The 21,974-nt window shown below is 70.2% G+C and carries 17 protein-coding genes and 1 tRNA gene; 10 read left to right on the top strand and 8 right to left on the bottom strand.

Annotated elements, in window-relative coordinates:
• Nucleotides 1–173: 173 nt before the first annotated feature.
• Both FNH21_RS01270 and FNH21_RS01265 read right to left on the bottom strand, forming a co-directional pair.
• Nucleotides 174–246, bottom strand: a tRNA-Lys gene (locus FNH21_RS01270).
• Nucleotides 247–339: 93 nt separating this feature from the next.
• Nucleotides 340–1,455 carry a PQQ-dependent sugar dehydrogenase gene (locus FNH21_RS01265; protein WP_152811715.1) on the bottom strand — a complete coding sequence of 372 codons (1,116 nt, stop codon included), beginning with the start codon at nucleotides 1,453–1,455 and terminating at the stop codon, nucleotides 340–342.
• Nucleotides 1,456–1,550: 95 nt separating this feature from the next.
• On the opposite strand from FNH21_RS01265, the gene FNH21_RS01260 reads away from it, so the two are divergent.
• Nucleotides 1,551–2,540, top strand: coding sequence for a 2-hydroxyacid dehydrogenase (locus tag FNH21_RS01260; protein WP_152811713.1), 990 nt, complete (start codon nucleotides 1,551–1,553; stop codon nucleotides 2,538–2,540).
• A gap of 45 nt (nucleotides 2,541–2,585) precedes the next feature.
• Here the strand turns inward: FNH21_RS01260 and FNH21_RS01255 are convergent, their stop codons facing one another.
• On the bottom strand, nucleotides 2,586–3,080 hold the full coding sequence (locus FNH21_RS01255) for a hypothetical protein (RefSeq protein ID WP_152811712.1): 495 nt from the start codon (nucleotides 3,078–3,080) through the stop codon (nucleotides 2,586–2,588).
• A gap of 236 nt (nucleotides 3,081–3,316) precedes the next feature.
• Here FNH21_RS01255 and ilvD point away from each other — a divergent pair, with 236 nt between their 5' ends.
• The 7 genes from ilvD to metG all read left to right on the top strand — a co-directional run bounded on the left by ilvD (nucleotide 3,317) and on the right by metG (nucleotide 13,189).
• Entirely contained in the window at nucleotides 3,317–5,044 is a 1,728-nt protein-coding gene (gene ilvD / locus FNH21_RS01250) for a dihydroxy-acid dehydratase (protein ID WP_152811710.1), read from the top strand.
• 346 nt (nucleotides 5,045–5,390) lie between these two features.
• The gene (locus FNH21_RS01245; protein ID WP_152811708.1) at nucleotides 5,391–7,271 is read left to right on the top strand and encodes an acetolactate synthase large subunit; all 1,881 of its coding nucleotides are present in this window, start codon (nucleotides 5,391–5,393) and stop codon (nucleotides 7,269–7,271) included.
• A 2-nt stretch (nucleotides 7,272–7,273) separates the two neighbouring features.
• Entirely contained in the window at nucleotides 7,274–7,786 is a 513-nt protein-coding gene (gene ilvN, locus FNH21_RS01240) for an acetolactate synthase small subunit (protein WP_055770516.1), read from the top strand.
• Nucleotides 7,787–7,855: 69 nt separating this feature from the next.
• Complete coding sequence (ilvC, locus tag FNH21_RS01235; RefSeq protein WP_055770519.1) at nucleotides 7,856–8,881, top strand: ketol-acid reductoisomerase; 1,026 nt, start codon at nucleotides 7,856–7,858, stop codon at nucleotides 8,879–8,881.
• Between the two features lie 108 nt (nucleotides 8,882–8,989).
• A complete protein-coding gene (serA, locus tag FNH21_RS01230) occupies nucleotides 8,990–10,582 on the top strand; it encodes a phosphoglycerate dehydrogenase (RefSeq protein ID WP_338403110.1) in 1,593 nt (530 codons plus the stop codon).
• 56 nt (nucleotides 10,583–10,638) lie between these two features.
• A complete protein-coding gene (locus tag FNH21_RS01225) occupies nucleotides 10,639–11,568 on the top strand; it encodes an acetamidase/formamidase family protein (RefSeq protein ID WP_152811704.1) in 930 nt (309 codons plus the stop codon).
• Nucleotides 11,569–11,614: 46 nt separating this feature from the next.
• A complete protein-coding gene (gene metG, locus FNH21_RS01220) occupies nucleotides 11,615–13,189 on the top strand; it encodes a methionine--tRNA ligase (protein ID WP_191931496.1) in 1,575 nt (524 codons plus the stop codon).
• Between the two features lie 20 nt (nucleotides 13,190–13,209).
• On the opposite strand, the gene FNH21_RS01215 is transcribed toward metG, so the two are convergent.
• The 4 genes from FNH21_RS01215 to FNH21_RS01200 form a co-directional block, all read right to left on the bottom strand.
• Nucleotides 13,210–13,746, bottom strand: coding sequence for a hypothetical protein (locus tag FNH21_RS01215; protein ID WP_152811702.1), 537 nt, complete (start codon nucleotides 13,744–13,746; stop codon nucleotides 13,210–13,212).
• 31 nt (nucleotides 13,747–13,777) lie between these two features.
• Nucleotides 13,778–15,574 (bottom strand): ATP-binding protein, encoded by a 1,797-nt coding sequence (locus FNH21_RS17355; protein WP_191931495.1) that lies wholly within the window; start codon nucleotides 15,572–15,574, stop codon nucleotides 13,778–13,780.
• Nucleotides 15,575–15,749: 175 nt separating this feature from the next.
• Complete coding sequence (locus tag FNH21_RS01205; RefSeq protein ID WP_152811698.1) at nucleotides 15,750–16,487, bottom strand: response regulator; 738 nt, start codon at nucleotides 16,485–16,487, stop codon at nucleotides 15,750–15,752.
• A gap of 35 nt (nucleotides 16,488–16,522) precedes the next feature.
• On the bottom strand, nucleotides 16,523–17,728 hold the full coding sequence (locus tag FNH21_RS01200; RefSeq protein ID WP_152811696.1) for a sensor histidine kinase: 1,206 nt from the start codon (nucleotides 17,726–17,728) through the stop codon (nucleotides 16,523–16,525).
• A gap of 110 nt (nucleotides 17,729–17,838) precedes the next feature.
• On the opposite strand from FNH21_RS01200, the gene FNH21_RS01195 reads away from it, so the two are divergent.
• Together FNH21_RS01195 and FNH21_RS01190 are read left to right on the top strand one after the other, a co-directional pair.
• Nucleotides 17,839–18,891: a 3-isopropylmalate dehydrogenase gene (locus FNH21_RS01195; RefSeq protein ID WP_152811694.1), complete on the top strand. Its 1,053-nt coding sequence runs from the start codon at nucleotides 17,839–17,841 to the stop codon at nucleotides 18,889–18,891.
• Nucleotides 18,892–18,986: 95 nt separating this feature from the next.
• Nucleotides 18,987–20,093 carry a branched-chain amino acid aminotransferase gene (locus FNH21_RS01190; RefSeq protein ID WP_152811692.1) on the top strand — a complete coding sequence of 369 codons (1,107 nt, stop codon included), beginning with the start codon at nucleotides 18,987–18,989 and terminating at the stop codon, nucleotides 20,091–20,093.
• Between the two features lie 57 nt (nucleotides 20,094–20,150).
• Here the strand turns inward: FNH21_RS01190 and FNH21_RS01185 are convergent, their stop codons facing one another.
• Nucleotides 20,151–21,725 carry a putative bifunctional diguanylate cyclase/phosphodiesterase gene (locus FNH21_RS01185; protein WP_152811690.1) on the bottom strand — a complete coding sequence of 525 codons (1,575 nt, stop codon included), beginning with the start codon at nucleotides 21,723–21,725 and terminating at the stop codon, nucleotides 20,151–20,153.
• Nucleotides 21,726–21,974 lie beyond the last annotated feature (249 nt).

Below are 21,974 nucleotides of genomic sequence, written 5' to 3'. Positions count from 1 at the left end.
CGCCTGCGGCGCTCCTGCCATGGTGCTGCGGCGGGGCTCGCCCACGCAATGGCGGGCGGGCTGCGCGACGGCTCTTGACCGGTGCAGCGGTATGCGGGCGGCGGACGGAAGGGCCCGGAGATAACGAAACCCCGCCGTCCAGGCGGCGAGACCTGAACGACGGGGTAACGAGGTGCACCCCTCGGGACTTGAACCCGAAACCCATTGATTAAGAGTCAATTGCTCTGCCAATTGAGCTAGAGGTGCGAGGCGCTTCGCCGTCCGATTTCACTCGGTCGGGTCAACCGCAACAGCATGAAACTCTACCAGCACTTCTGCCCAAACATGAAACCGGGGCGCTCAGTCCGCCTGCTCGACGGCCACCCGCAGCAGGCGCGCTCCGCCCGCCTCGTTGGTCGCGACGAGCAGTGACCCGTCCGCTGCCGCCGCCACATCCCGGAGCCGCCCGTGATCACCGTCCAGGTGGCTGACCGGCTCACCCGCCGTCCCTCCCCGCAGGGGTACCTGCCACAGGCGCTGTCCGCGCAGCCCGCCGATGTACGCGACGTCGTCGACGATCGCCATGCCGCTGGGCGACGACGACGCCGTCGACGGCCACACCACCTGGGCGTCGACGAAGCGGGCATCCCCCGGCGCTCCGGTCACCTCGGGCCAGCCGTAGTTGCCGCCTGCCCGGATCACGTTGAGTTCGTCGTCGACTTCGGGGCCGAACTCGGTGGCCCACAGGGCGCCGTCGGTGTCCCACGCAAGACCCTGCACGTTGCGGTGGCCGAGACTGTAGACGGGGGAGCCGGGCGTCGGATTGTCGGGCGGGACCGCGCCGTCCCGCCCGGTGCGGAGGATCTTGCCGGCGAGGCTGCCGGGGTCCTGGGCGTCCTGACGTCGACCGGCGTCGCCGGTGCCGATCCAGAGGGCGCCGTCCGGGCCGACGGCGATCCTCCCGCCGTTGTGGATGTCCCCCTTCGGGATCCCGGTCAGGATCGGTTCGGGCTCACCGAGGGCGCCGCCGTCGTACGGCAGCCTGACCACACGGTTGTCGGCCGCGGCCGTGTAGTAGGCGAAGACGGCGTCCGGCGCACCCACCGGGTCGACCGCGAGCCCGAGCAGCCCGCCCTCGCCGCCGGCCGCCGCGGCTTCCGGGATGCTGCCGATCACCTCGTCCGTGGTACCGCTGATCCGTCGGATCTCCCCGGTCTCGCGGTCGGAGACGAGCAGCGAGCCGTCGTCGAGGGCGACGACGGACCACGGCACGCCGAGCCCCGTGGCAGCGTCCCCCTCGTAGGAGAGCGAGGGAAGAGCGGCGGCGACGGGGGTGGGGGAGGCCGAGGCTCCGGCGAAGAGCGGCCGGGGCCCGCGGGAATCCGCCGAGCAGCCGACCAGGACCAGAAGCGCACAGACCGGAAGAAGGGCCGGCGCGAAGATGCGGGCGTCCCTCCGGCGAGCGGTGGCTGGCATGGTCCGACCCTAGGTCCGGGCCCGTGACGTGTCCACACCACCGGTGTCCCCGTCGACGACCGGGCGCCCGAGCCGGCCGGCGCTAGGCTGGCGCCATGACCCCCTCAGCCGCATCCGCCTCGTCGTCGCCCTCCGCACGCAACCGCGTCGTCAGCACGCTGAGCGTGCCGTCCGCCGAGCTGCGCGATGCCCTCGCGGACATCTCGCCGAACGTCGAGGTGGTGCTCTGGGACTTCACCGGCGCGCCCGTCGGCGCCGATCCTGCAGGGATCCAGGCCGCGGTCCTCCCGTACACGGGCCGCGCACATCTCGACGGCGCGCTCGATGCCGCGCCGAACCTCGTCCTCGTCCAGACGCAGTCCACGGGGTACGACGGCGTGGCCGACCTCGTGGGTGACGGGGTGGCGATCGCCACGGCGTCGGGCGTGCACGCCGCGGCCACCGCCGAACTCGCCGTCGGGCTGGCCCTCGCGTCGCTCCGGGGGATCGACGACGCCGTGCGGCAGCAGGCCGAGGGCCGGTGGTCACCCGCGCGCCACCCGGGCCTCGCCGACCGGCGCGTGCTGCTCGTCGGCGTCGGCGGGATCGGCGAGGAGATCCGGCGCCGGCTCGTGACCTTCGAGGCCACCGTGACGAGGGTCGGCAGCACGGCTCGCGAGGACGGGATCGGGCACGTGCACGGCAGCGACGAACTGGTCGCGCTCGCTCCGGACCACGACGTCGTGGTCGTCATCACGCCCCTCAGCGACGCGACGCGCGGTCTGATCGGGCGCGAGGTCCTCGCAGCACTGCCGGACGGCGCCCTGGTGGTCAACGTGGCGCGCGGCGCCGTCGTGGACACCGACGCCCTCACGGCCGAGGTCCGGACGGGCCGCCTGAGGGCCGCCCTCGACGTCGTCGACCCCGAACCGCTGCCGACGGACCATCCGCTGTGGCGTGCGCCAGGGGTCATCATCACTCCGCACGTCGGTGGCAACACCGAGGCTTTCCCGCCCCGGATCCTCGCCCTGCTCGAGCGCCAGGTGGCGCTCCTCGGCGAGGGCCAGGCTCCGGAGAACCTGGTGGCCGGGGGCCCCTGGGCCTGACGGCCGCCGGAGATGGCCCGCCCCCCCCCCCCGATCCCCGGGAGGTCAGGCCATCGCGATGAAGGGGTCCATGAACGCCGTGAAGTCGAGGCAGTCGTCCTCCTGGTCGAGGAGCAGGGGCGTGCCCGGTCCGACGTCGAGTACGGGTTCCGCAGCGACGTCGAACCGGAAGATCCGGCCCGTGCTGGTGCCCACCTCGAAGCTGTCGTCGTCGTCCCACTGCAGGGCGTGCGCGAGGTTCGTCATGTTCACCTCGACGGGGACGCCCGCACAGGTGATGGCCGCCAGATCCACGGGGGCGATCATGAGTTCCATGGGCTTCCAGCGGTAGCCGACCACGAAGGCGGACGGCGCGGGGGGCTGCGTGGCCGGCGCCCTCGTCGAGCGCCGGCTCCCAGCGGACGTGCGGCGGGCCGCGAACACCAGGTTATAGTCGCCGTAGTTCGGGATCTGGCCGTCGAAGACGCGGCGGAGGGCGTTCTTCAGACCCTGGCCCCCGTCGAACGGGAGGGCTGTCTCGTGGGGCTCTTCGGGAGTCATATCAGGCCGTTGCGGTAGGAGGCTGTCGGACCGGTCCCGACGGCGGGACCCTGAGCGGAACGCCCGGCCCGCAGGTGGGTCGGTTCGCCCGCGAAGACCACACTGTACCGGAGCGTCGAGGGCCTGCACGAGGGGCCGGCCGGGCCCGGGACATGCCTTCCGTGCAGGCCGCCGCGGGCTGTAACAGGAGGGTCACATGGCGAAACGTGCCTGCAACACCGGCCTAGACTTCCACCATGACCGTGGAAACAACGCCGGAAGAAACGCCTCAGACAACGCCAGACATCAAACCCCGGAGCCGCGTCGTCACGGACGGCATCCACGCGGCCCCCTCCCGCGGAATGCTCCGTGCGGTGGGGATGGGCGACGACGACTTCGCCAAGCCCCAGGTCGGCGTCGCGAGTTCGTGGAACGAGATCACACCCTGCAACCTGTCCCTCAACCGCCTGGCGGAGGGCGCGAAGGAGGGTGTCCGGGACGCGGGCGGGTTCCCGATGCAGTTCGGCACCATCTCCGTCTCCGACGGCATCTCGATGGGCCACGAGGGGATGCACTTCTCCCTCGTCTCGCGTGAGGTGATCGCCGACTCGGTCGAGACCGTCATGCAGGCCGAGCGCATCGACGGGTCCGTCCTCCTGGCCGGCTGCGACAAGTCCCTGCCGGGCATGCTCATGGCGGCGGCCCGCCTCGATCTCGCCTCCGTCTTCCTCTACGCGGGCACCATCATGCCGGGCTTCGCGAAGCTCGAGGACGGGACCGAGAAGGAGGTCACCCTGATCGACGCCTTCGAGGCCGTCGGAGCCTGTGCGGCAGGCACCATGAGCCTCAAGGACCTCGACAGCATCGAGCGCGCCGTCTGTCCCGGCGAGGGTGCCTGTGGCGGGATGTACACCGCCAACACCATGGCCTGCATCGGCGAGGCCCTCGGGATGTCCCTGCCCGGATCCGCGGCTCCTCCCTCCGTCGACCGGCGGCGCGACGCGTTCGCCCAGAAGTCCGGCGAGGCCGTCGTGAACCTCCTGCGCCTCGGCATTACGGCGCGCGACATCATGACCAAGAAGGCCTTCGAGAACGCCATCGCGGTCACCATGGCCTTCGGCGGTTCGACGAACGCCGTCCTGCACCTGCTGGCCATCGCCCGCGAAGCAGAGGTGGACCTCACGCTCGACGACTTCAGCCGCATCGGTGACACGATCCCGCACCTGGGCGATCTCAAGCCCTTCGGCCGCTACGTGATGTTCGACGTCGACAAGGTGGGCGGCGTGCCGGTCATCATGAAGGCCCTGCTCGACGCCGGCCTGCTGCACGGCGACTGCCTCACCGTCACCGGCAAGACGCTCGCGGAGAACCTCGCGGACATCAACCCGCCGGACCTCGACGGTAAGATCCTGCGCGCGCTCGACAACCCGATGCACAGGACCGGCGGGATCACCATCCTGCACGGGTCTTTGGCGCCCGAGGGTGCCGTGGTCAAGAGCGCCGGGTTCGACGCCGACGTCTTCGAGGGCACTGCCCGCGTCTTCGAGCGTGAGCAGGGGGCCCTGGACGCCCTGGACGCCGGAGCCATCCACGCGGGTGATGTCGTGGTGATCCGCTACGAGGGACCGAAGGGCGGGCCGGGCATGCGCGAGATGCTCGCGATCACCGGGGCCATCAAGGGGGCCGGACTCGGCAAGGACGTGCTCCTGCTCACGGACGGCCGCTTCTCGGGCGGCACCACGGGCCTGTGCATCGGGCACGTCGCCCCGGAAGCGGTCGACGGCGGTCCCATCGCCTTCGTGCGGGACGGTGACCGCATCCGCGTCGACATCGCGGCGAAGAGCTTCGATCTGCTGGTCGATGAGGCCGAGCTCGAGGAGCGGAAGGTGGGCTGGGCGCCGCTGCCCGCCCGCTACACCAAGGGCGTGCTGGGCAAGTACGCGAAGCTCGTTCACTCGGCGTCAACCGGCGCCTACTGCGGCTGAGCGGACGGCCGGCCGCGCGGTGGACCGCGCGGCCGGCACCCCTGGTTAATGTCCACTAACTGGACATGGTGTCCATCATGTGAGACAGCAGGGGGTGTGGTTGACACCCTTTCGAGGGGGCGTGGAAACTACAGGTATGCAGCTCGAACCCGTAGTCGTCGTCCTTACACAGCGCGTGGCCTGAAGCCCGTCCACCCGACGACTGCAGTCACGCGCAACCCCTCGCAGAGCCCGACCAGGCTGAGGGGTTTTTTTGTTGACACGACCTGTCGACGAAGAAGCCCGCGGATGTCCATCCGCAGTCACAGCTGCAGCAGTGCAGCGAACGTTCCGAAGGAAGTCTGAGATGTCCAAGGGATCGCCCATCAGCCCCGCGCTGTTGGCAGCAAGGCCAGCACCTCCCGCAGCACCTGCACGCGAGACCGTGCCCGTCGTCCAGGCGAGCGCCGTCCGCGGACCCAACGCCGTCGTCGCGCCCACCCGCATGCTCGGGTCGGCCGCGATCGTGCGGTCCCTCGAGGAACTCGGCGTCGACGACGTCTTCGGCCTTCCCGGCGGAGCCATCCTCCCGACCTACGATCCCCTCATGGCGTCCACGAAGCTCCGCCACGTCCTGGTGCGCCACGAGCAGGGCGCCGGTCACGCCGCGCAGGGCTACGCCATGGTCACCGGTCGTCCCGGCGTCTGCATCGTGACGTCCGGCCCGGGCGCCACGAACCTCGTGACCGCCATCGCCGATGCCCACATGGACTCCGTGCCGATGGTGGCCATCACCGGGCAGGTCTCGAGCGCCTTCATCGGCTCGGACGCCTTCCAGGAGGCGGACATCGTCGGCATCACCATGCCGATCACCAAGCACTCTTACCTCGTCACCGATGCGCAGGATATCCCGCGCGTCCTGGCCGAGGCCTTCCACATCGCGACGACGGGCCGCCCCGGGCCCGTGCTGGTGGACATCGCCAAGGACGCCCAGCAGGCCTCGATGACCTTCTCCTGGCCTCCCCGGGTGGACATCCCCGGATACCGGCCCGTGCTGCGCGGACACGCCAAGCAGGTCCGCGAGGCGGCCCGCCTCATCAGCGGATCCCAGCGCCCCGTCTTCTATGTGGGCGGTGGCGTGGTCAAGGGCCACGCCTCGGTGGAGCTGAAGGAACTCGCCGAGCTCGTGGGCGCCCCTGTCGTCACCACCCTCATGGCCCGCGGCGTCTTCCCCGACTCCCACGAGCAGCACGTGGGCATGCCGGGGATGCACGGCTCCGTCTCCGCGGTGACCGCCCTGCAGCAGGCGGACCTGCTCATCACGCTCGGCGCCCGCTTCGACGACCGCGTGACGGGCGTGCTCTCGAGCTTCGCCCCGAACGCGCGGGTCATCCACGCGGACATCGATCCCGCCGAGATCTCGAAGAACCGTGCAGCGGACGTGCCGATCGTCGGGTCCGTGAAGGAGATCATCCCCGAACTCACCGCCGCCGTGCGGGAGAGCTTCGCGACGCAGGAACGCCCGGACATCTCCGCCTGGTGGAAGACGATCAACCACCTGCGCGACACCTACCCCGTGGGCTTCAGCCAGCCGGAGGACGGCCTCTCGGCGCCCCAGCAGGTCATCAAGCGCATCGGCGAGCTGACCGGTCCCGAGGGCGTCTTCGTCTCGGGTGTCGGCCAGCACCAGATGTGGGCGGCGCAGTTCATCCAGTACGAGCGCCCGCACGCCTGGCTGAACTCGGGCGGGCTCGGCACCATGGGCTACTCCGTGCCTGCGGCGATGGGCGCCAAGGTCGGCAACCCGGACCGGGTGGTCTGGGCGATCGACGGCGACGGCTGCTTCCAGATGACCAACCAGGAACTCGCGACCTGCGTCATCAACAACATCCCCATCAAGGTCGCCGTCATCAACAACTCCTCGCTCGGGATGGTGCGGCAGTGGCAGACCCTCTTCTACGAGGGCCGCTACTCCAACACCGATCTCAACACGGGCCACGACACCGTGCGCGTGCCCGACTTCGTGAAGCTCGCCGACGCCTACGGCTGCGTGGGCCTGCGCTGCGAGCGTGACGAGGACATCGACGCCACGATCGAGCAGGCCCTGGCGATCAACGACCGCCCCGTCGTGATCGACTTCGTGGTCAGCCGCGACTCGATGGTCTGGCCCATGGTCCCGTCCGGCGTCAGCAACGACCTCATCCAGATCGCCCGCAACATGACCCCTACCTGGGAGCAGGAGGACTGACCATGGCACGGCACACACTCTCCGTCCTCGTCGAGGACGTTCCCGGCGTCCTGACCCGCGTCGCCAGTCTCTTCGCCCGGCGCGCCTTCAACATCAACTCGCTCGCGGTGGGACCGACCGAGGTCGCGGGGATGTCCCGCATCACGGTCGTCGTCGAAGCCGAGGGAGACCTCCTCGAGCAGGTCACGAAGCAGCTCAACAAGCTGATCAACGTGATAAAGATCGTCGAACTGACCACCGAGCTGTCGGTCCAGCGCGACCACATCCTGATCAAGGTCAGGGCCGACGCCGCCACCCGGCTGCAGGTGACGCAGGCCGCGGATCTCTTCCGTGCATCCGTCGTCGACGTGGCGACGGACTCGCTCATCATCGAGGCGACCGGCACGCCGGAGAAGCTCTCGGCGCTCCTGTCCGTGCTCGAGCCGTTCGGTATCCGCGAGATCGTGCAGTCCGGCACGCTCGCGATCGGCCGTGGCGCCAAGTCGATGAGCGACCGCGCTCTGCGCAGCGCCTGACCGCGCCTCCGGCCGGCCGGAGGCGCCCCCCTTCCCGTACCACTCCACCCCTATCAAGGAGAACCACCCGTGACCGAGCTGTTCTATGACGACGATGCAGACCTTTCGATCATCCAGGGCCGTACCGTGGCCGTCATCGGCTACGGCAGCCAGGGCCACGCCCACGCCCTCAGCCTCCGTGACTCCGGCGTCGACGTGCGCGTCGGACTGAAGGAGGGCTCGGCGTCGCGCGCCAAGGCAGAGGCCGAGGGACTCCGCGTCCTCTCCGTGGCGGACGCCACGGCTGAGGCGGACCTCATCATGGTCCTGACGCCGGACCAGGTGCAGCGCCACGTGTACAAGGACGACATCGCGCCGAACCTGCAGGCCGGTGACGCCCTGTTCTTCGGGCACGGCTTCAACATCCGCTACGGCTACATCCAGCCGCCGGCCGACGTGGACGTCGCCCTCGTCGCACCCAAGGGCCCGGGGCACATCGTGCGCCGCGAGTTCGAGGCCGGCCGCGGCGTGCCGGACCTGATCGCCGTCGAGCAGGACGCCTCGGGCAAGGCCCGCGACCTCGCCCTGTCCTACGCGAAGGCGATCGGCGGCACCCGGGCGGGCGTCATCGAGACCACCTTCACCGAGGAGACCGAGACGGACCTGTTCGGCGAGCAGGCCGTGCTCTGCGGTGGCGCCTCCCAGCTGATCCAGTACGGCTTCGAGACCCTCACCGAGGCCGGCTACAAGCCCGAGGTCGCCTACTTCGAGGTGCTGCACGAGCTCAAGCTGATCGTCGACCTCATGGTCGAGGGCGGGATCGCGAAGCAGCGCTGGAGCGTGTCCGACACCGCGGAGTACGGGGACTACGTCTCCGGCCCGCGCGTCATCACGCCCGAGGTCAAGGAGAACATGAAGGCCGTCCTCGCCGACATCCAGAACGGGGCCTTCGCGCAGCGCTTCATCGACGACCAGGACGCCGGAGCGCCGGAATTCACGGAACTCCGGAAGAAGGGCGAGGACCACCCGATCGAGAGCACGGGCCGCGAGCTCCGCAAGCTCTTCTCGTGGATCAAGACGAACGACGACTACACCGAGGGTTCCGTCGCGCGCTAGCGCACCCCCCTCTCCGGCAGGGCACGTGTTCGACGCTCAGTGACGAGCAGGTGCCCTGCCGGACCCATGTCCGGCCCGCCCGATCCACCTGCCACCCGAAGGAACACCGTGACCAGCAAGCCAGTCGTCCTCCTCGCCGAGGAACTCTCCCCCGCCACCGTCGAGGCGCTCGGTCCCGACTTCGAGATCCGCACCACGGACGGCGCCGACCGCGGCCTGCTCCTGGCAGCACTGGCCGATGTCGACGCCGTGCTGGTGCGCTCGGCGACGCAGCTGGACGCGGAGGCCATCGCCGCGGCACCGAGGCTCAAGGTGATCGCGCGTGCGGGAGTGGGCCTGGACAACGTCGACATCAAGGCCGCGACGCAGGCCGGCGTGATGGTCGTCAATGCCCCGACGTCGAACATCATCTCCGCCGCGGAACTCACGGTCGGGCACATCCTGAGCCTCGCCAGGAACATCCCCCAGGCGAGCGCAGCCCTGAAGGCGGGGGAGTGGAAGCGGTCGAAGTACTCCGGTTCGGAGCTCTACGAGAAGAACATCGGCATCATCGGCCTCGGCCGTATCGGTGCCCTGGTCGCGGCACGACTCCAGGGCTTCGGGACGCAGATCCTCGCCTACGACCCCTATGTGACCTCTGCCCGCGCGGCGCAGCTCAACGTCCGGCTCGTGACCCTCGACGAGCTGCTCCGGGAATCGGACTTCGTCACCATCCACATGCCCAAGACCCCCGAGACGGTGGGGATGCTCGGCGCCGAGGCGTTCGCCCTCATGAAGGACACCGCCTACGTGGTGAACGTGGCGCGCGGCGGGCTCGTCGACGAGGCCGCGCTGCACACGGCCCTCGAGCAGGGCCAGATCGCCGGCGCGGGGGTCGACGTCTTCGTCCAGGAACCCAGCACCGACCTGCCCTTCTTCGCCCACGACAGCGTCGTGGTGACCCCACACCTCGGCGCCTCGACCGACGAGGCCCAGGAGAAGGCCGGCATCTCGGTCGCCAAGTCCGTCCGGCTGGCCCTCGCCGGCGAACTCGTCCCCGATGCCGTCAACGTGGCCGGCGGCGTCATCGACCCCGCGGTCCGCCCGGGCATCCCGCTGATGGAGAAGCTGGGGCGCATCTTCACCGCGCTCACGCACGACTCCCTCACGCAGATCGACATCGAGGTGGCCGGCGAGATCGCGTCGCTGGACGTGAAGGCGCTCGAGCTCGCCGCGCTGAAGGGCGTGTTCACCGACGTCGTGTCGGAACAGGTCTCCTATGTGAACGCCCCTGTCCTCGCGGAGCAGCGCGGCATCACCTCGCGGCTCATCACCACTCCGGAGTCCGAGGAGTACCGGAACGTGCTGCGCCTGCGCGGGGCGCTCTCGGACGGATCGCAGATCTCCGTCGCGGGAACCCTCACCGGACCGAAGCAGGTCGAGAAGCTCGTGGGCGTCAACGGCTACGAACTCGAGATCCCCATCAGCGACCACCTCCTGGTCCTGCTCTACACCGATCGGCCGGGTGTGATCGGCACGCTAGGCCGCCTCCTCGGCGAGCGCGGCATCAACATCGCCGGCATGCAGGTGGCCCGCAACAAGGAGGGCGGCCAGGCCCTGTCCCTCCTCACGGTGGACAGCTCGGTCCCGCAGGACGTCCTCGACGCGATCCGCGCGGAGATCGGCGCGACGGTCGCGCGGGAGGTCGACCTGCAGGACTGACCCGCGATGAGCCGCCAGGACCTGCCCGGACGGGCGCACCCGAGCGAAGGACGCCGATGACCACGCACCACCTGCCCGCCGAGGAATCGACAGCGACCCAGGTCCTCTCCCGGGACACTCCGCCCGTGCTGCGGATCGCTCCGGGGGACCGGCTGGTCGTCGGCTCCCTCGACGCCTGGGGGCACCTCGAACGGCAGGAGTCGCCGGGCGCGGTGACGCCCTACCGCTTCCCGGACCGCCGGGGGCATGCGCTCACCGGTCCCGTCGAGGTTGCCGGTACGGTGCCCGGCGACGTGCTGGCGCTCCGGTTCGAGCGGTTCGAGACGGCCGACTGGGGCTGGACGGCGGCCGGTCGACGGGACGACGCGTTCACCTCCAGCCTCGGCCTCGCGGGCACCGACCCCGCCTGGCTCCTGTGGGACCTGGACCGAGACGCCATGACGGGGACCAACCAGTACGGCCAGTCGGTGCGCCTGGCACCCTTCCTCGGCGTCGTGGGCCTGCCGCCCGCGGAGCACGGTGAGCACTCCACCACGCCGCCGCGTGCCGCCGGGGGCGGGAACATCGACTGCCGCGAGCTCACCGCGGGAGCGACGCTCTTCCTGCCCGTGACGGTTCCCGGGGCGCTCCTGCACCTGGGTGACGGCCACGCTGCGCAGGGCGACGGCGAGGTGGGCGGCACCGCGATCGAGTGCGGCATGACGACGACGCTCACGGTGGACGTCCTCCGTGACGCTCCGGTGGAGGGCGTCCACGCGATCACCCCGACCTCCCGCATCACCTTCGGCTTCGATGCCGATCTCAACCGGGCGACGGCGGAAGCCCTCGGTGCCATGCTGACGTGGCTGCAGCGGTTGTACGGACTGGAACGGAAGACCGCCCTCGCCCTGGCGAGTTCCGTCGTCGACCTCCGCGTCACGCAGATCGCGAACCGGACGTGGGGCGTGCATGCGGTGCTGGGGATCGACGCCGTCCGTACGCCGTGACGCCCGCGCTTGGGTAAATGCGCACCGGGCGGGGTAATTTCGTAGGGTGACTCCCGCAGCCGGCGCAAAGCCCCCGTTCTACATCACCACCGCCATCTCCTATCCGAACGGCGTCCCGCACATCGGGCACGCCTACGAGACGATCGCCGTCGACGCGATGGCGCGCTTCAAGCGGCTCGACGGGTACGACGTCATGTACCTGACGGGTACGGACGAGCACGGCCTGAAGATGCAGCAGGCGGCCGACCGCGAGGGCATCCCCGTGCGCGACCTGGCCACCCGCAACGCGCTGGCATTCCAGGAGATGAACGACGTCGTCGGGACGTCCTACGACCGCTTCATCCGCACCACCGACGAGGACCACTACGCCGCCGCGACGGAGATCTGGAAGCGCATGGAGGCCAATGGGGACATCTACCTCGACACCTACGCGGGCTGGTACTCGGTGCGCGACGAGGCGTTCTGGGGCGAGGACGAGACCGAGGTGCGCGACGACGGCGTCCGGTATGCGACCCAGACCGACACCGAGGTCACCTGGACCGAGGAGGAGAGCTACTTCTTCCGCCTCTCCGCATACCAGCAGAAGCTCCTGGACCACTACGCGTCACAGCCGGAATTCGGCGCTCCCCAATCCCGCTTCAACGAGGTCATCTCGTTCGTGCGCCGGGGGCTCGAGGACCTGTCCATCAGCCGCACCACCTTCGACTGGGGTGTGCCCGTCCCGGGGAACGACCGCCATGTGATGTATGTCTGGGTCGATGCCCTCACCAACTACCTGACCGGTGTGGGCTTCCCCGACACCCGGTCGGAGGCGTTCACGAGATTCTGGCCCGCCGACGTGCACGTGATCGGGAAGGATATCTCGCGTTTCCACGCGATCTACTGGCCGGCCTTCCTCATGTCAGCAGGGCTCGACCTGCCCAGGCGCGTGATGATCCACGGCTTCCTCCACAACCGTGGCGTGAAGATGTCGAAGTCGCTCGGCAACACCGTGGCACCCGCGGACTGGGTGGAGCAGTACGGCCTGGACCAGGTGCGCTTCTTCCTGCTGCGCGAGGTGCCGTTCGGGGCGGACGGCTCGTACAGCCACGAGGCCGTGGTCGGCCGCATGAACTCCGACCTGGCGAACAACTTCGGCAACCTGGCCCAGCGCTCGCTCGCCATGGTGGCCAAGAACTGCGGTGGAGCCGTGCCGGAACCGGGGGAGTACGCCGCGGCCGACACGGCGATCCTCGACCAGGCGCACGCCCTGCTCGACGCGAGCCGCGCCGCCTACGACCGACAGGAGTTCTCCCGGGCCCTCGAGGGGATCTGGGCCGTCCTCGGCGACACGAACGCCTACTTCGCGGACCAGCAGCCCTGGGTGCTCCGGAAGACCGACCCGGAGCGCATGAACACGGTGCTGCACGTGACCCTGGAGGTGCTGCGGGTCGTCGCGATCCTCGCGCAGCCCGTCATGCCCACGAGCGCGGGGCAGATCCTCACGGCGCTCGGGCAGGGGACCGGGGCGGACGACGACCGCCGCCTCTTCGCGGCCCTCCACCGGCGGATCGAGCCCGGCACCGCCCTGCCGGCACCCTCGCCCGTCTTCCCCAAGTACGAGGAGCCCGCGGGGGAGTAGGACCGCCCCGCACGGTCGGCTCAGCGGAGGAAGCGGTCCGGCGCCGTCGCGGTCATGATGCGTGCCACGGTCTCCTGCTGACGCCTGGACGAGTCCAGCAGCCGTTCCAGGACCGGACGATCGACGACGGCTCCGCCCGGACGGTCCTGGAAGACGGGGGAGACCGCCAGCAGCGTGGACCACAGCGCCTCCTTGCCCTTGAGCAGCGACTGCAGTGCTTCGAGTTCGAGCTGCGCGCCGGCGGTGTCCTTCCGACGGGCGGGATTGAGCGGATCGACGCGGGCGACCGCCGAGAGGATCCGGGCGAGCGTCATCTTGACCACGCCCGGACGGTGACCGAGTGCCTTGATCAGCCGCTTCAGGAACACGCGTTCCTCGCTGATCTCCCGCCGCAGCCGCGCGAAATCCTCCGCATGGGGCGAGCCTGCCCAGGCCGTCTCCGCCGCGCCGAAGAGTCTGACCCCGTTGGTGGCGCCGACCAGGTGGAGATCGAGGTAGGGCAGGAGGGTGTCCAGATCCAGCTGGCGGACCGGTGAGCGGTTCGCGGCGGCGGTCATGAGCGTTCCTTCCGGGCTGTATTCCGGCTCATCAGCCTACGGCAGCGTGGCCCAGGAGGGGTAGCGTGACGACGACCGACGTGCCGACGCCGAGCTGGGACTCGATCGTGATACTCCCGTGGTGGTCCTCGAGCGTCCGCTTGGCGAGGCTGAGTCCCACTCCCGCCCCGGGAAGGGCCAGCGTGGCGTTCGACGCCCGGTGGAACGAGTCGAAGAGGCGCGGGAGGTCATCGGCGGGGATCCCGATCCCGGTGTCCTGCACCGTGACGACGGCGCGCCCGTGATCACGCTCGTCCAGCAGACGCACGGTGACGCTGCCCCCCGTCTGCGTGAACTTCAGGGCATTGGACAGCACGATCGTGAGTGCCTCGGACAGCTGGTCGCGGTGCCCGGACACCGTCACCGAGGTCTCGGGGAGGACGCAGTCCACCGTGATGCCGCCGTTCGCCGCCTCCAGCACCAGCCGGCTCGTCAGCTCCGAGACCAGGTGCACGATGTCGACCGGACCGTGCTCCGACGCGTCCGCCTCGCGCGCGTTGAGCGCCGAGATGTTCTCGATGAGGAGGCTCAGTCGGGTGGTGTTGCGTTCGACGGCCTGCAGCATCGTCTGCGCCTCGGACGGCAACTCCCCTCCTACGCCGTCGATGATCATCTCGAGGTAGCCGGCGATCGAGGCGAGCGGCGTACGGAGCTCGTGGTTGACGGTACCCACGAAATCGCTCTTCGCCTGGTTGAGGGCTCGGAGCTTCCGGACGGCCTCCTGCTGGCGGCTGATGAGCTGCGCCTGGATGAGCCCGTGGGCCAGATTGCCGAGGACGTGCTGGGTGAGGGCGGCCTCGACGCCGGTCCATGCGAGCGGGGTCTCGGCGCGGACCACCCAGAGCAGGCCGAACGGGGTGTCACCCTCGCCGAGCGCTGCGACGACACCGTGGAGCGTCCGATCAGCCGTCCGGGCGGCGGGAGGGCCTGGTGCGGTGTGCTCGCCGGAACCCTGCAGGAGCCAGCCGGGAGCCGGGATGTCCCCGGGGCGGGGTGTCGCCGCAGGACCGGCGCTGAACGATGCGGCCGCCGTGTCCTCCCACAGACCCAGGGCGAGGGCGAGCGCGGCCTCCTGGTCGGACCGCAGCGGGCCGGCGACGTCGGCCGCCCTGCCCTCCGTGGCGTCGACGTCGTGCATGGCGGGCGCGTCATCCGCGGTGTCGATGCCGTCCGTGCCCTGACCCCGGTTCCACGTGCTGCTCCGTGCGGCCACGCGGTCGTCGTCGAACATCTGGAGCGTCACGCGATCCGCGCCCAGTGACCGGCCGAGCGCCGGCAGGAACTGGTCGACCATGGCGACGGGGTCATTGGTCGACCGGATGCGCGCCGAGATCCTGCGCATGTCCTCCCGAAGGCGCGCGGAGGAGGCGCGCTGCGCCTGGTGGCGGCGGCGCCGCGCGATGGCCGACCGCGACCGGTGCAGGACCTCCTCGGCCGCCACAGGCCGGAAGACGACGTCGGAGACATAGGGCGCCAGGCCGTCCGGGAGCTGGGCCACGCCGCCGTCGGGCAGGAGCAGGATCACCGGGAGCCCCGCGAGCTGGGGATGCCGGGCGACGACGTCGGGCAGGGCGCCGGCGTAGTCGAGCGCGATGTCGAGATCGACCAGCAGGATGTCCGGGCGGTGCGCGAGGATGTCATCGAGGAGGGATGCGGCCGTGGTCACCGTCCTGGCGCGGAGGCCGCCCGCGTCGAGCAGTCCCTGCAGCCGGTCGCAGTCCTCCGGGGACGACGACGCGACGACCGCCAGGGCGGCGTCGCGATTCCCCTGTGCTTCGTCCTGCGCCACGATGTCCTCTCCGGCGTCCGCTGCAATCCCCCCAATATAGGCGGCGCGCGCGGGTGCCGGGAGATCGACCGGCCGGCCCCCCGAAGGGGACCGCGGAGCGCGGGGGGTGGATCGTGCCGCCGCCGCAGCAGGACGCCCCTCCGGCTCGCGCGTGCGGCGGCGGCAGGGGGCGGCATCAGGGACGGACGATGCCGGTCTCGTAGGCCATGACGACGGCCTGCACACGGTCGCGTGCCTCGAGCTTCGCGAGGATGTGCCCCACATGGGTCTTGACGGTGGCCTCGGAGAGGAACAGCCGGGCCGCGATCTCCGGATTCGAGAGTCCCTGCGCGATCAGCTCGAAGACCTCGCGCTCGCGGGCCGTGAGGCGGGCGACGGCGGCGGCATGGGCGGACTGCTCGGGGGAGGGTCGGCGCAGCAGCGGTGCCACGTGGTCGAGGAGGCGCCGGGTGGTCGACGGCGCGATCACGGCGTCGCCGCGGTGCACGGTCCGGATGGCTTCGAGGAGCTCCTCGGGTGGCGCGTCCTTCAGCAGGAACCCGCTGGCTCCGGCATGGATCGCGGACAGCGCGTACTCGTCGAGATCGAACGTCGTCAGCACGACGATGCGTGGCCCGGCGTCCCGCCCGTGTCCGTCCGGGGTCCCGCCGGCATGCGCCGCGAGGATGCGGCGCGTCGCCTCGATCCCGTCCATGCCGGGCATCCGGACATCCATCATGACGACGTCGGCCCTCGTGGCCGCGAGCGCGCGCACGGCCTCCTCGCCGTTGGCGGCCTGGCTGACCACGGTCAGGTCGGGCTGCGAGTTGATGAGCATCGCGAAGCCGCTGCGGACCAGGTGCTGGTCGTCGACGATCACGATGCGGATCGGCGCGGGAACGTCCGCGTCCGCCGGTGCGTGCCTGCTGTCCATGCCGGTACTCCTCGGGTCCATGGGTGAAGGAAGACCTATGACTGTGTGTAGGGAATGAAGGCCTCGACGCGGTAGCCGCCCCCGGTGCGCGGAGCGGCCACGACCGTGCCGTCGTAGAGGCGCACCCGCTCCGTCATCCCCGTGATGCCCTGACCCGCTCCTGCCGTGCCGGGGTCCGCTGCGGCACCGCGACCGTCGTCGTCGACCGTGACGGTCAGGCCCTTCGGCCCGTACTCGAGCGCGACCTCCGTGCTGGTGTCCGCCCCGGCATGCTTCAGCACGTTCGTCAGGGCCTCCTGCACCACGCGGTAGGCCGTCAGTTCGGCACCGAGGGGGAGTTCCCGGCGCGGCGTGCCGATCCGGCGGCAGGAGACGCGGACGCCCGCCCGGCGGACCGACTGGATGAGCGCATCGATGTCGTTCAGGGTGGGCAGGGGCCGGGTCGAGGCGCTCTCGTCACCACGCAGCACCCCGAGCAGGCGCCTCATCTCCCGAAGGGATCCACGGCCCGTGTCGGCGATGGTGCCCAGCGTCTGCACCGCGAGTTCCGGTGCGTGCGCGCTCGCGTACCGGGCGCCGTCGGCCTGCGTGATGATCACGGACAGCGAATGCGCCACGATGTCGTGCATCTCGCGGGCGATGTGCGTCCGTTCGTCCGCCGCGGCGAGATCGCGCTCCTGCTGGCGCTCGACCTCCAGCCTCCGCGTCCTGTCCTCGAGCGCCCGGAAGGTGAGGCGGCGTGACCGCGCGAGGTCGCCGGTCGTCCATGCCAGGAGCACGAGCGACTCGACGAAGAACAGCAGGATGAGGAACAGGGGGACGGTGGTCAGCACCGAACTCCCGCCGCTCACGCCGAGGAGATCCCCGAACCGGACGAGTCCGACGGCGCACCCGGCGACCGCGACTCCCAGCCCGGCGAGGCTCGACCACCGCGGGCCGTGGGCCGCGAGCGTGTACAGCGTGATCAGGATGACGAACTGCGCCGGTACGGGCTCGATCCCCGCCACGAGCTGGAGCACGGAGACGCCGGCTATGACCGACGCCGAGGGAACCACGAACGCGCGGCGCCAGGCCAGCGGGACCACCAGGGCTGCGGACACGACGACGATCCCGCCGTAACCCTCGACACCCCCGGCCGCGAAGGGGAGCACCAGGCCCACGAAGATCGCCAGGGCCAGGCCCGCATCGATCGTCCCCGGGTGCGATCGCACCCAGCGCGCGAGCCTCAGGTGGATGTCCATGGTGACCAACTCTAGGTGAGCGCCCCGCGCCGCACATCCGACCACGGGTGGAGCCGTCTCATCCTGCGGACGGATTGTGACCCTTCCCGGTGCCTTCCTACGCTGGAGCCATGACTGATGCACCGCGCCGTATCGACCTCGCCGTGATCCCCGGCGACGGGATCGGCCCCGAAGTGACCGCCGAGGCCGTCAAGGTGCTGCGCGCCGTGACGGGCGACGACGTCGACCTCGCACTCACCGAGTACTCGCTCGGCGCGGAGCACTGGCTCGCGACGGGGGAGACCCTTCCCGACGGCACGCTCGAGCGGCTCCGGACGCACGACGCCATCCTCTTCGGCGCCGTGGGGGCGGCTCCCGGCGACACCCGCATCCCCTCTGGACTCATCGAGCGCGAGTTCCTGCTGAAGCTCCGCTTCTCGCTCGACCACTTCGTCAACCTAAGGCACTCCCGCCTGTACCCGGGCGTCCCGAGTCCGCTGGCCGATCCCGGGACCATCGATTTCGTCGTCGTCCGTGAGGGGACCGAGGGTCCCTACACCGGTAACGGGGGAACACTGCGGGGCGGGACCCCGCAGGAGGTCGCCACCGAGGTGTCGCTCAACACCGCCCACGGGGTCGAGCGTGTGGTGCGGGACGCCTTCGCCCGCGCATCCGTCCGCCGCGGGAAACTCACCCTCGTCCACAAGCACAACGTGCTCGTGTATGCGGGCCACCTGTGGAAGCGCACCGTCGAGGCCGTGGCCGCGGAGTTCCCCGAGGTGGCCCACGACTACCTCCACGTGGACGCGGCGATGATCTTCCTCGTCACCGATCCCGCACGCTTCGACGTGATCGTCACGGACAACCTATTCGGCGACATCGTCACCGACCTCGCCGCGGCGGTGTCCGGCGGTATCGGGCTGGCGGCCTCCGCGAACCTGAACATGGACCGGACCGCGCCCTCGATGTTCGAACCGGTCCACGGCTCGGCGCCCGACATCGCAGGGCGCCAGATCGCCGATCCCACGGCGGCGATCCTCTCGGCCGCCCTGCTGCTCCGGCATCTCGGCCTGAATGCACACGCGGCGAGGGTCGAGGCGGCCGTCGAGGCCGACATCGCCGCCCGCACCGGCGCCCGCAGCACCGCCACCGTCGGCGATGCCATTGCCGCCGCCGTGTCCTAAGGTGGTTAGACATCATTAACCCAGTGCCGGAGCACTGACCACCGACGGGCGACGGCGGCCCTGCCGCGAGCAGCCCGCGTGAGCGCGGAGGAACCATGACAGCCACCGATACCCAGTTCGCCCAGCACCTGTCCACGCAGCGTGTCCCCGCCGAGGAGCGGGCGGCGATCCTGGCCGATCCCGGCTTCGGGAACTTCTTCACCGACCACACGGCGATCGTCGACTTCCGCACCGACGAGGCCGGTGTGGGCGGTTGGCGTGACGCACGGCTCGAGCCGTACGGGCCGATCGCCCTGGATCCTGCGGCGGCCGTGCTGCACTACGGCCAGGAGATCTTCGAGGGCATGAAGGCCTACCGCCACGCGGACGGCTCCATCTGGACCTTTCGTGCGGACGCCAACGCCGCTCGCCTCAACCGGTCCGCCATCCGACTGGCCCTGCCGCAGCTGCCGGAGGAGCTCTTTCTGGAGTCGCTGCGACAGCTCGTCGCCGCCGACCAGGACTGGATTCCCTCCGGCGACGGGGAGAGCCTCTACCTGCGTCCCTTCATGATCGCCACCGAGGCGTTCCTCGGCGTGCGGCCCGCCCGCGAGGTCTCCTACCGCGTCATCGCGTCCCCCGCCGGCAACTACTTCGGCGGCGAGGTGAAGCCCGTGGACATCTGGGTCTCCCGCAACTACGCGCGGGCGGGCCGCGGCGGCACCGGTGCGGCGAAGGCCGGTGGCAACTACGCCTCCTCGCTCGCGGCGCAGCTCGAGGCCGAGGCCCACGGCTGCAAGCAGGTCCTCTTCCTCGACCAGTTCAACGACAACGCCGTCGAGGAACTGGGCGGGATGAATGTCTTCTTCGTCTACCGGGACGGCTCCATGGTGACCCCGGCACTCTCCGGCACCATCCTCGAGGGTGTCACCCGGTCCTCGGTGATCCAGCTCGGCCGTGACCGCGGGGCCGAGGTCACCGAGCGAACCATCACGCTGGACGAGTGGCGCACGGGTGTGGAGAGCGGCGAGATCACGGAGGTCTTCGCGTGCGGCACGGCCGCCGTCATCACACCGATCGGGCGCCTGCGCGACGGCGACGAGTTCATCGGGGCCGAGAACGCACAGCCGGGCGAGGTGACCATGGCCATCCGGAGCCAGCTCCTCGGCATCCAGACCGGCGCCGTCGAGGACACCCACGGCTGGCTGACCCGCCTGGTCTGATGCCCGTTCCGCCCGTCCGCCCTCCGATCAGGGAGGGGCGGACGGGCACCCGTCCCGTCAGCGCGCGGGCGTGCTCCCGGCGCCCTCGACCCCTTCGCCGATGCGCAGGTAATGGGTCGTGGCGAGCAGTGTTCCGGTCTCGTCCGCGGGGAGGGGCCGGCTGAAGTAGTAGCCCTGGCCGCTGGCACAGCCCATGGCCCGCAGCTGATCCGCCTGTTCCCTCGTCTCGATGCCCTCGAACACGGCCTCGAGCCCGGCCGCACGGATGAGCTGCAGGATCGCGGCGACGAACTCCAGCTGGCCCGCCCTGGTGTTCAGCCCGACGAGCAGGGAACGATCCACCTTGACCATGCTGACCGGTAGCTCCCGCAGATAGCTGATGGACGAGTAGCCCGTACCGAAATCGTCGATCTCGATGCCGACGCCGAGCTGCTGGAGGCTCAGCAGCGAGTACATCTCCACCTCTCCGCGCGTGACGATCGCCGTCTCGGTGATCTCGACGACCAGGTTGCGCGCCGGCAGGTGCAGCTCGCGGAGCAGGGTGCGGATGTGGTCCACGAGGTCCAGCTGCTTGAGTTCGACGGCGGACAGGTTGACCCGCAGCTGGAAATCGGGGTCGAGGTCGAAGTCCTCACGCCATCGTGCGAGCTGCCGCAGGGACGCCGACATGACCCAGCGGTCGAGATCATGGATGACGCCGATCTCCTCGGCGAGGGGGATGAAGGTGTCGGGCGGGATCAGCCCCCGCAGCGGATGCTGCCAGCGCACGAGGACCTCGACGCCGAGGATGCGGTTCGTCGCGAGTTCGACGACGGGCTGGTAGTGGAGCACGAGCTCGTCGGCGCTGATCGCCCCGCGCAGCTCCGTCGCCATCTGGCTGCGGAGCTGCCGGGAGTAGAGCATGACGGGCTCGAACACCTTGATGATGCTCCTGCCCTCCCGCTTCGCGGCGTACATGGCGGTATCGGCGTCCAGGAGGAGTTCCTCGGCGGTCTGCCCAGCCGTCCCGAGCCGCACCCCGATGCTGGCGCGGGAGTGCACGTAGAGGGAGTCGAGCCGGATCTGCTCGCCGAGTACTTCGAGCGCCCTGCGGGCCACCTGCATGGCGATGTCCATGGTGGCCGCGGGCAGCAGGACGGCGAACTCGTCGCCGCCGAGCCTGGCGACCAGGTCGCTCTCGCGCACCACGCCGTTGAGCCGCGTGGCGACCTCCTGGAGTACGCGGTCACCCGCGTCATGGCCGAAGCGGTCGTTGACGTTCTTGAAGCTGTCGAGGTCCAGCAGGAGGAGGGCCGGAGGGGGCGCGCCGTTCGCCGCCTGGCCGAGCGCTTCCTCGATGGCGTCCATGAGGGCCACCCGGTTGGCCAGACCCGTGAGGGCGTCCGACATGGCCATCTTCATCATGTCGAGATGTGCCTGGCGCAGCATCGCGGTGCGGCTCTCCACGCGCTTCTCGAACTGCTCGTACACCTGCTCGAGCTCCTCGGCGAGGAGGTTCACCCCGGTGATGACGGCGTCGACCTCGTCACGAGCGCTCGAGGGTTCGATACGGCTGCTGAGCTCACCCCGCGAGAGCCGGACGATGCTCTCGACCAGCATGGCGAGCCGGGGGTCCTTGTGGTCGGCATTCATCGGGACCAGCGTACATTCCGGGGGGCCTGGAACGGCTCAGCAGGACGACGACGCCCTGACGCGGAACCCGCCGTCGTCCCGGCGGTCCATGAGGCCGGGATGCGGAGCGATGAAGCCTGGTGCATGGCGCCCTACCCCCGAAGTTGTCGCCGTCGAACGGATCGCGGATCCGTGTGGAATCACTCTGTGGAGCCGCACCGCCCGGAGCGGCGATCGGCGACCGACATCGGCGCCCAGCAGAGGACGGGC

The organism is Arthrobacter bussei (genome assembly GCF_009377195.2).
GTDB classification, from domain to species: Bacteria; Actinomycetota; Actinomycetes; order Actinomycetales; family Micrococcaceae; genus Arthrobacter_D; species Arthrobacter_D bussei.
The sequence above is the reverse complement of the archived record's forward strand: the minus strand, read 5'-3'. Positions and strand labels throughout refer to the sequence as shown.

Excerpts from the sequence above, each read along its gene's own strand:
- FNH21_RS01260 (WP_152811713.1), top strand. The coding sequence starts at position 1,551 with ATGACCCCCTCAGCCGCATCCGCCTCGTCGTCGCCCTCCGCACGCAAC.
- FNH21_RS01225 (WP_152811704.1), top strand. The coding sequence starts at position 10,639 with ATGACCACGCACCACCTGCCCGCCGAGGAATCGACAGCGACCCAGGTC.
- FNH21_RS01185 (WP_152811690.1), bottom strand. The coding sequence starts at position 21,725 with ATGAATGCCGACCACAAGGACCCCCGGCTCGCCATGCTGGTCGAGAGC.
- FNH21_RS01265 (WP_152811715.1), bottom strand. The coding sequence starts at position 1,455 with ATGCCAGCCACCGCTCGCCGGAGGGACGCCCGCATCTTCGCGCCGGCC.
- FNH21_RS01255 (WP_152811712.1), bottom strand. The coding sequence starts at position 3,080 with ATGACTCCCGAAGAGCCCCACGAGACAGCCCTCCCGTTCGACGGGGGC.
- FNH21_RS01245 (WP_152811708.1), top strand. The coding sequence starts at position 5,391 with ATGTCCAAGGGATCGCCCATCAGCCCCGCGCTGTTGGCAGCAAGGCCA.
- ilvD (WP_152811710.1), top strand. The coding sequence starts at position 3,317 with ATGACCGTGGAAACAACGCCGGAAGAAACGCCTCAGACAACGCCAGAC.
- FNH21_RS01205 (WP_152811698.1), bottom strand. The coding sequence starts at position 16,487 with ATGGACAGCAGGCACGCACCGGCGGACGCGGACGTTCCCGCGCCGATC.
- FNH21_RS01190 (WP_152811692.1), top strand. The coding sequence starts at position 18,987 with ATGACAGCCACCGATACCCAGTTCGCCCAGCACCTGTCCACGCAGCGT.
- FNH21_RS01215 (WP_152811702.1), bottom strand. The coding sequence starts at position 13,746 with ATGACCGCCGCCGCGAACCGCTCACCGGTCCGCCAGCTGGATCTGGAC.
- FNH21_RS01195 (WP_152811694.1), top strand. The coding sequence starts at position 17,839 with ATGACTGATGCACCGCGCCGTATCGACCTCGCCGTGATCCCCGGCGAC.
- FNH21_RS01200 (WP_152811696.1), bottom strand. The coding sequence starts at position 17,728 with ATGGACATCCACCTGAGGCTCGCGCGCTGGGTGCGATCGCACCCGGGG.
- ilvN (WP_055770516.1), top strand. The coding sequence starts at position 7,274 with ATGGCACGGCACACACTCTCCGTCCTCGTCGAGGACGTTCCCGGCGTC.